General features: G+C 29.5%; 11 protein-coding genes. 3 read left to right on the forward strand and 8 right to left on the reverse strand.

What is annotated here, in order from left to right; all coding sequences use genetic code 11:
• Positions 1 to 261: 261 nt before the first annotated feature.
• The 6 genes from BLT88_RS02140 to msrB all read right to left on the reverse strand — a co-directional run bounded on the left by BLT88_RS02140 (position 262) and on the right by msrB (position 7,605).
• Positions 262 to 1,869, reverse strand: a complete 1,608-nt coding sequence (locus tag BLT88_RS02140; RefSeq protein WP_091952710.1) for a glycosyltransferase family 2 protein — start codon at positions 1,867 to 1,869, stop codon at positions 262 to 264.
• Positions 1,869 to 3,338, reverse strand: coding sequence for a tetratricopeptide repeat protein (locus BLT88_RS02145; RefSeq protein WP_157691108.1), 1,470 nt, complete (start codon positions 3,336 to 3,338; stop codon positions 1,869 to 1,871). Before BLT88_RS02145 ends, BLT88_RS02140 begins: the two co-directional genes overlap by 1 nt.
• A gap of 770 nt (positions 3,339 to 4,108) precedes the next feature.
• Positions 4,109 to 6,037 carry a leucine-rich repeat protein gene (locus BLT88_RS02150; RefSeq protein WP_157691110.1) on the reverse strand — a complete coding sequence of 643 codons (1,929 nt, stop codon included), beginning with the start codon at positions 6,035 to 6,037 and terminating at the stop codon, positions 4,109 to 4,111.
• 207 nt (positions 6,038 to 6,244) lie between these two features.
• Complete coding sequence (locus BLT88_RS02155; protein WP_091952716.1) at positions 6,245 to 6,484, reverse strand: glutaredoxin domain-containing protein; 240 nt, start codon at positions 6,482 to 6,484, stop codon at positions 6,245 to 6,247.
• Positions 6,485 to 6,526: 42 nt separating this feature from the next.
• A complete protein-coding gene (msrA, locus tag BLT88_RS02160) occupies positions 6,527 to 7,063 on the reverse strand; it encodes a peptide-methionine (S)-S-oxide reductase MsrA (RefSeq protein ID WP_091952717.1) in 537 nt (178 codons plus the stop codon).
• Positions 7,064 to 7,158: 95 nt separating this feature from the next.
• Entirely contained in the window at positions 7,159 to 7,605 is a 447-nt protein-coding gene (gene msrB, locus BLT88_RS02165) for a peptide-methionine (R)-S-oxide reductase MsrB (RefSeq protein WP_091952719.1), read from the reverse strand.
• 183 nt (positions 7,606 to 7,788) lie between these two features.
• Here msrB and BLT88_RS02170 point away from each other — a divergent pair, with 183 nt between their 5' ends.
• Positions 7,789 to 8,985: a Pycsar system effector family protein gene (locus tag BLT88_RS02170; protein ID WP_036788687.1), complete on the forward strand. Its 1,197-nt coding sequence runs from the start codon at positions 7,789 to 7,791 to the stop codon at positions 8,983 to 8,985.
• 16 nt (positions 8,986 to 9,001) lie between these two features.
• On the opposite strand, the gene BLT88_RS02175 is transcribed toward BLT88_RS02170, so the two are convergent.
• On the reverse strand, positions 9,002 to 11,389 hold the full coding sequence (locus BLT88_RS02175; RefSeq protein ID WP_091952721.1) for a GAF domain-containing protein: 2,388 nt from the start codon (positions 11,387 to 11,389) through the stop codon (positions 9,002 to 9,004).
• Between the two features lie 212 nt (positions 11,390 to 11,601).
• Entirely contained in the window at positions 11,602 to 12,912 is a 1,311-nt protein-coding gene (der, locus tag BLT88_RS02180; RefSeq protein WP_036788694.1) for a ribosome biogenesis GTPase Der, read from the reverse strand.
• Between the two features lie 82 nt (positions 12,913 to 12,994).
• Between der and BLT88_RS02185 the strand changes: the two genes are divergently transcribed.
• A complete protein-coding gene (locus tag BLT88_RS02185) occupies positions 12,995 to 13,519 on the forward strand; it encodes a hypothetical protein (RefSeq protein ID WP_091952723.1) in 525 nt (174 codons plus the stop codon).
• A 255-nt stretch (positions 13,520 to 13,774) separates the two neighbouring features.
• On the forward strand, positions 13,775 to 14,245 hold the full coding sequence (locus tag BLT88_RS02190; protein ID WP_091952725.1) for a T9SS type A sorting domain-containing protein: 471 nt from the start codon (positions 13,775 to 13,777) through the stop codon (positions 14,243 to 14,245).
• Positions 14,246 to 14,247 lie beyond the last annotated feature (2 nt).

Consider the following 14,247-nt stretch of genomic DNA (forward strand, 5'->3'; position numbering starts at 1 on the left):
TTGATGTTGATCGATTGTAAAGCCTTATTCAATGCTAATTCTGGCCTCGAAACCTTTATTTTTTTATTGTTATCTATAAATTGTCAAAACACATTATTCTAGAGGGAATTGCTCCTTAAATAATATTAGTTTTTGTATTCATAGATGTGTTTTTCAATCTCCTTAATTATTTTATATTTGGTGCTACTTTTACTATATTTTTTATATTCTTACTATGCGAATCGGCTTTTTTCTACTAAAAAAAATTTGCGTATATTTTTGTTATTTGACCTTAAATTTTTTATCTGCTGTTATTACTACTCGGCTCCAAGCATTTTCTGCTTTGAGATATAAAGATTTATAGGCAGCTACTATACCTCCTAAAAATTGGATAAAAGCAATCATTGCAAATCCTATCATCCCCCAAGTTTTTTCGGCAGAAAGAATCAATTCACTTGTATTAAGCATATATCTTCTTTCAATATAAACTCCTACTAGGACAAATATAAATACAATACAGTATAAAATTAGTGGTTTTACAAAAGGACTCATAAAACCTTTTACGGCTACTTTTGCTGTTGGGATATAAGGAACTTTTTTGTTAATGATGGCTAAACAAAAAGCATACGTATATACAGGCCAACAAGAATACTTTAAAACCATACCTCTCCAATGAATCCCCTTTTCTGTTTTCTTATCGCACAAAAAACTTTGAGCGTGGGCATATATCAATATTGCAACTAATACAATAGGGGCTCCTAGTTGAATAAATTCAGTAAAATCCATACTAGCAGGACTTATTTTTGTTGTAAAAAATAACAAAGGAACAAAAATAAAGAAGGCAGTCATTGGTCCAACTAAATAGTAGGTCCCTATGGATAAATACGATAATTTTTGCCAAAAAGTTAATGTTTTTGAGGCTTTTAGCATTTCATCAAACAGCATTTCAAAAACCCCTCTTGCCCATTTTAATTGTTGCTTACAAAATGAAGTAAAGTCTTCAGGAACTAAACCACGACTTACAATTACAGGATTGTATATCGATTTCCATCCTTTTGAATGAATTCTAATTGATGTATTTAAATCTTCTGATAAACCCTTAGCATGCCCCCCAATACTTTCTAATGCGTCTCTTCTAAAAGTGCAATTTGCACCAATGGCTACAGCGCCACCATAACCAAACAGACCCATTTGTGTAGGTCCATAAAAGACATAGGTTTGTTCTGCTGCTGCTTGCGCAGTAAAAGAACGAAACATATTGTAATAACCTTGACTTACTTGAACAAAGCCTACTTTTTCATCTTGAAAAAATCCTAGTGTTTGATCTAAAAAATTAGGAAAGACAATATGATCTGGGTCTAGAACTAAAATAAAATCTTCTTTTGTTATTTTTAAAGCTTCATTAATTTTACCTGCTTTAGCTCCTGGTATATTTGGTAAATCTAACCATACCACCCCATATTTTTCTGCTAGCTCTTTAAAGGCTACATCTCCTGTGTCATCTAGTAAATAAGATGTGTGAGGGTAGTTTAAGTTTTTTAGGGCTTTAAAAGTATTTTCGAACATCGATAAAGGCTCTCCAGGAGAAGAGGTTGTAAAAACAGCAACACTTAAGTTTTTTTCTGGAACAGGTACTTCTTTTGGTTTTTGAATGCGTAAATAATTAATCCAGATTAGAGCTATCCTAATATTTCCGTAGCCAAAAAATAAACTTAAAATAATAAATAAAAAAAAATTATCAATATGTTCTGCTCTAAACCACCATTCCATTAATTTAAACATGCTTATTAATCCCGCAAGTGTTAATCCTAAGAAGATAGCTTTGTCTAAGCTAGTTACTCTTTTAGCCTCCTTAAATTTCCATAAATCGTTCCGTAATTTTGAATTCATTAAATATTAAAATTTAATCCTAGGTTAATATTTTCTCTTGTGTAGAAAAATGTTTCTTGGTTTATATATGTGATTTTTGCTCCGAAACCATTTGATAAATTGTAACTAATACTTCCTGTATATTCTACAGGAGTAAAAGTCTCATCATAGAAACCATCAACTTCAATATTATTTATAGAGTAAGGATTTCTTATGGTAGCATTAAAACCATAATTCACTTTTGCTTCAACTAATAATTTTTTTGTTGGTTTATAATTTACGATGAATAAGCCAGAGTGAATTTGTTGTTTCTTTGGTGTAAAGTAAGGGTCATAAGCACCTACACCTTCATTGTCATAAAAAAATAAAACATCTTTTGCATCTGTATAGCTGTAACTATACCCCAATTGAAAATTAAATTTTCTAATACTTATAGGTTGCGTTAAAACCCAAGTTCCAATTGACTGTATTTCATTGTCTTTTAATTTTCTTTCATTATCCTCTTCAAAAAATTGTTGATTGTATCCGGCATAAAATAGTAACCATTTATTTTTGTAATCTATTTCTCCAAAAACATTTTGAGACGTTAAGTTAAAAGCAGTGCTTGCTATTGTACCTAGCTCATGTTTTTTAGAAAATCCTAGATTTAATGATAGGTTTTGGATTAATTTTTTACTAAAATTAAGACCACCAACCCAATCTGCTTTTCCGGAAAGATTTTTATAAACCCCTCCAGTCAGATTTGCTATAAGTTTTAATCTGTTAAATTGAAATTTATTGCTGGCTTTAACAATGATCGCTAATTCTTTTTGAGGTGAAAAATGATAGCTAGATATTTCTAATTTAGGATTTAAAAATCTAGATTTATATTGTTCTAGATTTATATGTTGAGCAAAAAAGTTTAAAGGTTGCGAGTCCGATTGGTATTCAAAATTGGTTTTTAGATAAACCGCAGATAATTCGTTTATTTGCTGTACTAAACTATTCGTAATTTTTGAATTGGGATAGATTTCTTGAATTCTATCAATTTTCTTTCGTGCATTGTTTAAATTACCTTTCCAAAAGCTAATGTTAGCTTGCATTAATAATAATTCAGCATTTTTAGATTCAGAGTCCATAAATTTAGATAAAATAGATGCTACTTTATCAATTTTCCCCATATCATAAAGAAACCTAGCATAATCTATTTGAAGGTTTTTATTATCAGGAGAAATAGAAATTGCTTTTATGTATTTAGCTTCTGCCTGTTTTTTATCGCCATTCATAGAAAGGGCATAGCCGTAAATCCAATTTACTCTTAAATTGTTAGAAAAATTACTGTAGTGCTGTGATAAAAAAAAGGTTGCTTTGTTATATTCTTTTCTTGTAATTAAGTCGTTTGTTGTTTTCATCAAATCATCTTCGTTCATATCAGTGTACAAAGATTGTTTTTTTGTTTGGGATGATAGAGGTTTGTCTTGAGAGAAAACGGTAACATTAACAAGAAACAAAAAACATATACAAATTTTTGTTAAACACAAGAGAAAAGTTTTTGATATCATTAATCTCATCATTTTTAATTTTTTTTTTAAAGTTTTTTGCAATTTATTTAAATGATGACATAGTTTAACAACCACATTTTTTTTAAATAACTGCAAATATATTATTTTTTTTACAATAGTAATTCAATTTGAGAAGAGTTTTTGATTCCTTTAAACATTGTAAACCTTTTGTTTAACTAAAATTATATTACTTTTCAGAAACTCTAAATAATGCTATTTTTCACATTTTAAATATCTTAATGAATAGAATTGTATTTTTACATTTATTAGTTATTTTTTAATTTAATATTATAATTTTATCTTATCGAGTATATTTTTTTAATTGAGAAATGTTTACAAAATTTAGAAAATAAACTTCCTCTTCGTTATTTGTAAAAACACATAAGGTTGTTACTCATTCATCTCTTATACAATTTTAATGATATTCTATTTTAAATCTTAGGGATATATCAATAGCTGTTTTTTATCACTATATAAATATGATTGCTAAATAATGAAGACTTAGAGGAAGCGAAAAAGTAAATATTAAAAAAGGACTAATTATAATAGCATTTTATGAAACAAGTATAGATTAACTTTTTATCATATTCATTTTTTTTATTTGATACTTTTAAAATAAATCCTTCAAAATTAAGATTAATAAAAAAGGTGGTGTAAAAATAATTTTTATACCACCTTTTTTAAATTATTATTTTGTTCAATACTTAACTAAGTATATGTTATAATCCAGTTATTGTGCCAAAATCTTGCCAAACATCAGCAGCCTTATAAGTTGAAGTTGAATTAGAAGGCACTTTTAAAGTTACATCATTCAAAGAAATAAAATCAAAAACATTCGCATCTATGTCTAAAGGCGTTACCAAATTTATAGATACATTTTTCAGTCCATTGCAATTATAAAAAGCTTCACTTTCAATACTGGTTATACTGTTAGGGATAATAACATCCGTTAAACTTGTACACTGATAAAAAGTTCGTGGTAAAATCTTTGTGACTGTGTTTGGAACTTCAAAACTTGTAAGACTGTAACAATTACCAAAAGCAAATTGACCTATTTCTGTTAAATTATCGGGAAAAACAATTGTAGTTAAGCTAGTACAATTATAAAACCCTTGCTCAGGTATAGCCGTTACACCATCCGGAATCGTTATTTCTTTGAGGCTTGCACAACCAGCAAAAGCATTTTTTTTAATGCTTGTTACACCGCTAGGAATATTAATTTCAGTTAAACTAGCACAGTCATAAAAAATACCCGCCTCTAATGTTGTTAAGTTACTTGGTAAATCAAAATTCATTAAATCATCACACTTTCCAAAAGCATTCTCTCCAATACTTGTTATGCTGTTAGGTAAACTAATATTTTCTAAAGTAAGACATTCATAAAAAACACCATTTCCTAGTCTAGTAAGATTGCTTGGTATGTTAACATCTTTTAGACTTTCACATTTGTAAAACAAATTGTCTGGCAATATTGTTAAATTATTTGGAATTTCTGCTTTCCTTAAATTAATGCATAAACCAAAGGCAGCTGAACCAATAGAAGTTACAGTTTCTGGTATAATAATTTCTTCTAAAACGGAGCATGCATAAAAAGCATTTGAACTTATTGTGGTTATATTACTTGGTATCGTATAGCTCTCTAGATTATTACAAGCGTAAAAAGTAGATTCTGGAATTATTGTAAAAGCAGTTGGAAAAGTTACATTGGTTAAACCGTTGCAGTAACCAAAGACTGCAGCGCCCATATTTTCATTAACCACACTATCTGGTATTGTAACATTATTTAAGCTGTTGCAGTTGTAAAAAGTAGAATTGCCTATGCTGGTTATGGAAGATGGTATGGTAATATCTGATAAACTTGCACATCCAAAAAACAGATTATCTGCTAAATGAGCAGTTCCGGTTGGAATGTTTATGTTAGTCAAACTTTTACATTCACCAAAAGCATTCTCTCCCATAATTGATACAGTATCTGCAATAGTAATATCTGTTATTAAAGAAGAATCGTAAAAAGCAAGGTTTCCAATGCTTGTATAGCTTTCTGGAATATTAACACTTGTTATATCATAACAATATGCGAAACCCTCCTCTGCTATGCTAGTTACTGCGAAAGTTATACCGTCATTTTCTACGGTTTCAGGAAGGTTTAATGCGCCAGAAGGCCCTTTCAATGTAGCTTTTTTAATGGATACCTCTTGGTTATTTGCACCAGTTACTGTAAATACATAAACACCATCAGTAAATCCGGGATTAATTGTATCCTGAACAGTCACAGTCACAGTCGCTGTAGAGCTATTTCCATTACTATCTGTTATCGAATATTCGAAAGTATCATCACCAATAAATTTAGATGGCGAAGTGTAATCTATAGAATCATCTGTAGGGTCATTAAACGTTCCTCCATCGTTTACTACTAAAGTGCCGCCGCTAGCGGAGGTCTCAGAGGGTAGAGAGATTGGCTCTGAATTTGGACCATCGAGTCCAAAGTCATCGTTAATTAAAACAGTTATATTAGTAAGCAAGTCTGAAGCTGCAAAACCAACGTCGTCAACAGCTGTGGGAGCGTAATTATATTCTTTTGATGTTGGGTCTCCGCAGGATGTAAAAACTAAAGAAAGAACAATGAGGGGATAAAATAATTTTTTCATTTTCATTTTTTTTAATAGCGTCAAATATACTTAAAAATATTTATAAGTTATTTTTTTAAAATTAATTATTTCTCCGAAAAGACAAATAAACGTTAGCTATTTGTTTCTTTCGCCTATTTAGTTTTAGGTGAAAGTTTGATAAAATTATTATTGAAGTAAAGTATTTAAAAACAAAATTTTTTTGTTTTTATTTAGTTAAATTTTCTCTTATAATAATTTGTCAATCCATTTTTGAAGGTCTTTTTCAGTAGGGTTTCTAAGCTTCTTGTCATGAACAGTAATTGTTGGGAAATTCAATTTTCTATTTTTATATAAATTACGTAATTCTATTTCATTTTCTTTATTATTTTCTACATCTAAAAATGCGTAATTTAAATTACGCATCTCCAAAATTTTTTTATAATACTTCGTTTTATGGCAGCTTTCTTTTCCGAAAAGTTTTATCATCTTATTTTAAAATAGATCCCTGTTTCTAAAGGAAAGTATGAGTTATTTCAATTTATTAGCATGTAGCTTTCTTAATTTTGCTAATTTTGGTTCAATTACATAACTACAACATCCTTGTTTTGTGTTTTCTCTATAATAATTCTGGTGTTCCTGTTCGGCTTCGTAAAAAGTAGGTAAAGGACTTAGTTCTGTTGTAATTGTATCGTTATAATAATTTTGTATTTGTTCCAATACTTCCTTCGCAATTTTTTGCTGCGTTTCATTGTGATAATAAATTACCGAACGATATTGAGTGCCTCTATCTGCACCTTGCCTATTTAAGGTGGTTGGATCGTGAGTAGTCATAAAAATGACTAAAATATCTTCATATGAAATAACACTTTGATCAAAAGTAATTCGAACTACTTCAGCAAAGCCTGACAAGCCAGAGCATATTTCGCGATATGTTGGTCTTCCAGGAGCATTGCCACCAGCATAGCCAGAAACAACTTTTTCTACGCCTTTTACTTCTTGAAATACAGCTTCTGTACACCAAAAACAGCCACCACCTAGAGTGGCAATTTGTAAACTTTTACTCATTTTTTATTTTTATTATTACCAATAAGCAACACATCAAGGAATCTTTATTGCATCAAATAGATTGTTTCGGTTTGCTGGCAATGATGCTTTTTTAATTATTTTTTATCTAAAATCATAGATTCAGAATTAATACAATAACGCAATCCACTGGGTGCTGGTCCGTCTGGGAAAATGTGACCTAAATGCGCGTCACAAGTATTACAGAGTACTTCAACTCTAATCATACCAAAAGAAATATCTTTATAATATTTTATGGCATTTTCTTTAATTGGCTGCGTAAAACTTGGCCAACCAGAACTAGAATCAAACTTAATTGTAGAATCAAATAATGGAGCATTACAACAAATACAATTATATTGCCCTTCATCATAAATACTGCATAAATCGCCAGTATATGGTCTCTCCGTTCCTTTTTTTCTAGTAATTCTAAACTGTTCTGGAGTTAATAGATACTCCCATTCTTTTTCAGTTTTTTCAACTCTTTTATCTGGAGTTGGATTTCCTTTTGTTGTGAAGCTCATCACTTCTTTCCATGTTAGCATAAAATATTTTTTTCTTTATTTATTTAAAGCATTATTTCGAGGAGATAGTCTAAAAATAAACCATAAACTTACAAAATAATATGAGTGAATTTTCGTTAAACCAATGTATAAATTTACAACAATATAGCAAGGAAGAAAAACAAGTTTTAAATCCTTATTTTTGTTGTTAAATATTTTTTTAAAATGGCAACATTATTAATTGATGCAGAGAAATACGTTAGTAATTTATTAAATAATAAGTTAGCAACAAACTATGTTTATCACAATTTGGTGCATACACAAGGGGTGGTAAAAAGTATTGAAAAATTTATTGAAAAATTAGCAATACCTGAAATTGATGCTGAAAATTTACAAGTTGCTGCTTGGTTTCATGATACAGGTTTTATAAAAGGAGCTGAAAACCATGAAGAAGAAAGTGTGAAAATTCTGACTTTATTTTTAACGAAAAAGAATGTTGAGGTAAAAAGAATTGAGACAATTTCTAATCTAATTTTGGCAACTAAAATAGGGCATGAGGCAACCAATGATTTAGAAAAAATAATTACAGATGCAGATTGTGCGCATTTAGGAAATAAAAGTTTTGAAGATAAAACAGCGTTGCTGAGAAAAGAATGGGAAGCTACAGAAAATAAAAAATATTCTGATGCTGAATGGGGTGCTGTCAATATTGATTTTTTAACCAAAGTACATAAGTATCGTACAGATTATGCTTTAAAAAATTGGAGCAAAGGAAAAGAAAAAAATTTAGCAAAATTGTTGAAAAATAAAAATAAGTTAACAGAAGATTTAAAGAAATATGAGCAAAAGAAAGAAGCATTAGATATCAAAAAAAATAAAAGCGATGTTCCAGAAAGAGGTGTGGAAACAATGTTTAGAGTGGCTTTAAAAAATCATATGACGTTAAGTAATATTGCAGATACAAAAGCTAATATTTTACTTTCTGTAAACGCAATTATTGTTTCTTTAGCATTGTCTAATTTATTACCGAAATTAGATAACCCTTCGAATGATTATTTGATCATACCAACACTTATATTTATCATTTTTACAGTGGCATCTATTATTTTGTCAATTTTGGCAACAAGACCAAATGTTACTCAGGGTAAGTTTACAAAAGAAGATGTGGCTAATAAAAAGGTAAACTTATTATTTTTTGGTAATTTTCATAAAATGAAGTTGCCTGATTTTGAATGGGGTATAACTGAAATGATGCAAGATCGAGATTATTTATATGGTTCCTTAACTAAAGATTTGTATTTTCTTGGTCTGGTTTTAGATAGAAAATATAAAATATTAAGACTCACTTACACTGTTTTTATGATTGGGATTATTGTTAGCGTTGGATCTTTTGCAATTTCTTTTTATTTGCAAGGGAGATAGCTTTTTTTTAGGCTTCTTAAGCTTTAATTTCTTTAATTAAATCATTAAAAGGGATAGTGCTTTTTGCATCAAAATCTTTTTGATAAATTACTTCAACTCTTAGCGCTTTTAAACCAGAAACACCCTGTAAATCTTCTAGTTCTAGAAACTCAATTTTACCTAATTGATTTTTAGATTGTAAAAAATTAATGTATTTAATGTATTCCAAAGCATCTTTATCTTGAGAATAAACAATGGCGAGTTTACCAGGCGTTGTTAAGCGTTCAGAAGTTCCTTTTAAATTAGCCTTATCAATTCTTTTCTTAATAATCTCATATCTAATGTTGTATGCGCCATCAACATCAAATTGTTTTTCATCCATTCTGAATTTTATAGCCATAGGGTTGCTGTGCACCAAGATAAGCGATGCCACTCTTAGTTCTTGCTCCATGTTTTCTATTTCATGGTAGGCTATATTTTCCATTTCACACATGGTTTGTAATTGCCATAAGCGTAAATTATATAAATAGATAAGATCAAAAGTATCTTCTTTTGTAATCGACTGACCGATATACATATTTAACTCTACCCCATCGGTTTTATATCTTTCAAAATAATGTGGATACATTTTTTGGGCTTCTTTTTGTTTGTTGTCTATATATCTAGAAAGTTTGTCATTTAATTGATTTACACTTTTTTCGTATTCTTTCCTTTTTTCGTAAACAACACCTAATCCGACATCTAGACTATTTAAATAGATGTTAACTTTGTTTTTAAGTTCTTCGTTAATTTCTTTAATATGATTAAAAATGGGATAAATTTCACGCTTTAAGAAATCTAAAATATTTATTTCATCACCAGCATTTAGTCCCTTTTTTATATCATTTAAAAAGGTAGAAACCCTAAATTTTAATTCGTTGTAAATAGGTAAAGATTCTTTTTCACAAGCATATATTAAAACATTTATTGCCAACGTTAGTTGAGTCGTTAAATCTTCTTGAATGGCATTGTTTCTAGCGTCTGAAGAGCCTTTAATATCGCTTTGGCCAAATAAAGGATATACATCTTCAAAAATAATTTCATCTAATTTAGCAATTGTGTTTGACTGCGACTCCACATAATACTTTTCTGCCGCTTCATAAAAACGCCATTTTACAGCACTATGAATTGATGTGTAATTTTCTTGTATAGTTGCCTCTAAAATATTTTGATGTTCTTCTGAAGTTCTTTTTACGGCCGCGGCAAAAACCGGGATAATATCTTTTAATTTATTTATGTTTACAGAGTTTAAATCGTAAGCATTAGAGGATCCAATTTCTAAAAGTGCTAAACTTCCGCTTCCAAATGCATTAAAGGGTATTAAAATTATACATTTTAAACCTAACTTAGATAAATTCTGATAAAATTGATTTTTGCCTACTTTTAGCCCATACTCCTCTAAATCCGAAATAATAAAAGTTTCATGTTTTACAAAAACTTTTTCAAGTACTCCATTACAAAAATAAGATTTTTCGCAATCAATTTTTTCAATACCATTAAGTGCTAAACTATTCGAAATTTGTAATATTTTTTCACATATTTTAGATTTAGAATTATTGAAAACAGAGTATCCTAAACGCAAATCTTTAAGGCTATAAAAATCTTTTAAATTGTTTTCAATGTTATTGATTAAGTTTTCGTCATCTTTTAATAAATTCGCTTTAATTGATGAAATCATTTCCTCTGCAGTAACATCAAATAAATGTATGATTCCAAAACCTTTAAAAATATAACTATTAGGTGGAAATTTCTCTTTCCAAAGAGCTATATTGTCAAAATTATTAAGCAATTCCTTAAAATCTTTTTCTGTTATTTTTGGGGCATTATCTGTAGGAATAACTTCAGAAAAATCTCCATTAAAGGCAGCTCTATAATATTTTACAGTACCTGTTGTTTTGTCAGGAATATCAAAATGGAAAGGTCTTTTGGTATCTATATTATAATTATATACATAGCCTAAAATAAAAGTACATGCCATCATGTACATGCTATCTTCTTCAAAATTTCGAACTGCCAATTCAAAATCATCACCAGCATTCAATAAAATATCTTCAAAACGTGTGGTAAATTTAAAAGAGGTAAATGAAAAAGGAACGGTAGCAGCTTTAATTTCATTTTTTAGCAATGATTCAGGAAATAGAGGGTCTAATAAAATATTTATTTGTGACTCATATTTTTTTAATAAAGAAGGGTCAGAAAATCCAGTAAGAAGTTCAGGGTATTTCTTGAGTTCTTTCGTTAAATCTGTTGCTGCCTTGTGAAAGGGATGTGTATGATAAGCAGGATGTGCAAACTTTTCAAAAACATCAAAAACTTTTCTAAACGAGATGTTTAGTTGTATAGGCAACTCTACTTCCGAAAAGATACTTGATTCTGAGATTTTCATATTAAATTAATTTATTTAAATATAATGCTTTAATATTCATAAACTAAATTCCTGATTAGCTTAAAATAATCAAGAAAACGGCAAAAAAATTGGAGTTATTTCATTGTTTTTTGACGTTATAGTCATAGCTAACTGTTTAATTGTAAATATATAAAAATTAGGAAACGGACTTTATTTAATTCTAAAAATAAATTTTCAGTACTTAATAAGTGCTATTTTTGCCTAAAGTAGATGGTAATGGGCACTCCAGAAAAATCATAGATCTCTCTTAACTTATTCTCTAAAAAACGTTTGTATGGATCTCTAACATATTGCGGTAAGTTACAGAAAAATGCAAACTGAGGTGTTTTAGTTGGCAATTGCATACAATATTTAATTTTTACAAACTTTCCTTTTGTTGCAGGCGGTGGGTAGCTTTTAACAATGTCTAGCATTACATCATTTAGTTTGCTAGTTGCTATTTTCTTTTTTCTTTTTTCAAAAACTTCTACCGCAGTTTCTATTGCTTTAAATAAACGCTGTTTTGTTAATGCAGAAATAAATACAATAGGTACATCTGTAAAAGGCTCAATCTGTTTTCTAACCATGGCTTCAAAATCACGCATGGTATTGGTTTCTTTTTCAATTAAATCCCATTTATTTATTAAGATAATTACGCCCTTTCTATTTTTTTCTGCCAACCAAAAAATGTTTTGATCTTGACCTTCAAAACCACGAGTGGCATCGACAACTAAAATAATAACATCAGAATATTCAATAGAACGAACAGCTCGCATTACAGAATAAAACTCTAAATCTTCTTTTACACGAGATTTTTTACGGATTCCGGCAGTATCAACTAAATTAAAATCAAAACCAAATCTATTATATTTTGTATCTATAGAATCTCTTGTAGTTCCTGCAATATTGGTAACAATATTTCTTTCTTCACCAATTAAAGCATTAATGAAAGATGATTTACCAGCATTAGGTCTTCCTACAACTGCAAATCTTGGTAATTCTTCTTTTTCTAAATCTATGGCTTCTGGTTCTGGCATTTTCTCTGCTAAAGCATCCAATAAATCACCAGTTCCGCTTCCATTAATAGAGGCTATTGTAAAATAGTCTCCCAAACCTAGATTGTAAAATTCTACAGCATCTGGCTCGCGCAATGCATTATCAACTTTATTAACTACCGTAAATATTGGCTTTTTTACCTTACGTAAAAGTTTGGCAACCTCAGCGTCCATGGGTGTAATACCATCTTCCACATTCACCACAAAAACAATTAAATCTGCTTCCTCAATAGCAAGGTTTACTTGCTTTCTAATTTCTTCTTCAAAAATATCATCAGAGCCAATGGCATAACCACCAGTATCAATTACAGAAAACTCTTTTCCATTCCAATCAGATTTCCCATAATGTCGGTCTCTTGTTACTCCGCTAACGGAGTCAACAATTGCTTCTCTACGCTGAACTAATCTGTTAAAAAGTGTTGACTTTCCTACATTTGGTCTTCCTACAATGGCAACAATGCTATTCATTTTGAGTGATAATTTTTTGCAAAGATACAATTTACTCTATGATAAATAATTGTAAATTTAGAGAGTTATAAAAAGGACCTTTATGAAGGATAAATCGAATATTTTAGTTGAAAAAAGAAACAGTGAGGTCTTTTTAAGGCCAAGGTTTACAATTGATTTAGACAAAAGCACTGGTCAAATACTTGAAAATTTTTCAAAGGAATTAAAAAAGGAGGACTGTCAATTTTTAGGAAATATTTTTGATGGACACGTTTTTATAAGTGTTTCTAAAAAAGAGGAACATTTTTGGTCTCCGCAACTACATTTAGAAATTTTAGAAAAAACAGCACAAAAATCTGTTTTAAAAGGATTGTTTGGACCTAAGCCTCAAGTCTGGACGCTTTTTATGTTTGTGCACTTTGTTACAGGTATTTCTTTTCTAGGTTTTGTGGTCATGCTCTTTGCAAAAATATCTTTAAATGAACCTGTCTTTTTTCCAGTTATCATGATGGTTTTTTTATCACTAATATGGCTTGTTTTGTATCTCTTGGGTAAAATAGGAAAAGATACCGGTAAAAAGCAAATGAGCGATCTGCATGATTTTATGATAAAAGTAATTGGAGATTAAAAAAAATTTATGTGAGATTTTACTGAAGATTGTGATAGTATCATATATCAAAATTTTTTTTTCTAGATAAAATTTTTTTTCATCTAAAAGTCAGGTTTTTAGATGCTTTAAAATATAATTTTAAAAAATTCATCTTTGAAATATTTTAATTAGTCTTTTATTTTTCTTAATATTGGAGAAATAAATATCTTAAAATCAGCTTTGTAAGCTTATCATTTTTTAATTTATTTTTTTTTAATAAAAAAAAATTTGTTTATGAAAGCTACTCTCCTTGCAGTAATTTGCAGTTTAATGTCATGTTTATTCTATGGTCAAGAAGTTATTCCTGTATCAGGCGGTAATGCAATGGGGGCCGGATCTGTAAGTTATACAGTGGGTCAGTTAATGGTAGTTAAAAATACTGCGAACAATGGTTCAGTGGCACAAGGTATACAGCAGAGTATAGAGTTGTTTACGCTAGTAAATCCAACATTAAAAACCCTTACCCTAAAAGCGGTTATGTTTCCTAATCCTACAAAAGACAAGATTATATTATCACTTACAGACAATACTTTAACAGCATTGTCTTATAAAATATATGATGTTGGTGGTAGAGTAGTTAAAAAAGGAAAAGTAAATCAAGAAAACACCTCCATTGCTATGAAATATGTAGCTTCTGGAGTGTATATCTTAAAAGTTGCTCAAAATAACAAACAATTAAAAGTCTTTAAAATAATAAAAAATTAAGC

The sequence above is a fragment of the Polaribacter sp. Hel1_33_78 genome, assembly GCF_900106075.1.
Classification (GTDB): Bacteria; Bacteroidota; Bacteroidia; order Flavobacteriales; family Flavobacteriaceae; genus Polaribacter.

What these genes read in the sequence shown, in the direction of transcription:
- BLT88_RS02190 (WP_091952725.1), top strand. Translation starts at nt 13,775, where the DNA reads ATGAAAGCTACTCTCCTTGCAGTAATTTGCAGTTTAATGTCATGTTTA.
- BLT88_RS02150 (WP_157691110.1), bottom strand. Translation starts at nt 6,037, where the DNA reads ATGAAAAAATTATTTTATCCCCTCATTGTTCTTTCTTTAGTTTTTACA.
- der (WP_036788694.1), bottom strand. Translation starts at nt 12,912, where the DNA reads ATGAATAGCATTGTTGCCATTGTAGGAAGACCAAATGTAGGAAAGTCA.
- BLT88_RS02170 (WP_036788687.1), top strand. Translation starts at nt 7,789, where the DNA reads ATGGCAACATTATTAATTGATGCAGAGAAATACGTTAGTAATTTATTA.
- BLT88_RS02175 (WP_091952721.1), bottom strand. Translation starts at nt 11,389, where the DNA reads ATGAAAATCTCAGAATCAAGTATCTTTTCGGAAGTAGAGTTGCCTATA.
- msrB (WP_091952719.1), bottom strand. Translation starts at nt 7,605, where the DNA reads ATGCTAACATGGAAAGAAGTGATGAGCTTCACAACAAAAGGAAATCCA.
- BLT88_RS02140 (WP_091952710.1), bottom strand. Translation starts at nt 1,869, where the DNA reads ATGAATTCAAAATTACGGAACGATTTATGGAAATTTAAGGAGGCTAAA.
- BLT88_RS02155 (WP_091952716.1), bottom strand. Translation starts at nt 6,484, where the DNA reads ATGATAAAACTTTTCGGAAAAGAAAGCTGCCATAAAACGAAGTATTAT.
- BLT88_RS02185 (WP_091952723.1), top strand. Translation starts at nt 12,995, where the DNA reads ATGAAGGATAAATCGAATATTTTAGTTGAAAAAAGAAACAGTGAGGTC.
- msrA (WP_091952717.1), bottom strand. Translation starts at nt 7,063, where the DNA reads ATGAGTAAAAGTTTACAAATTGCCACTCTAGGTGGTGGCTGTTTTTGG.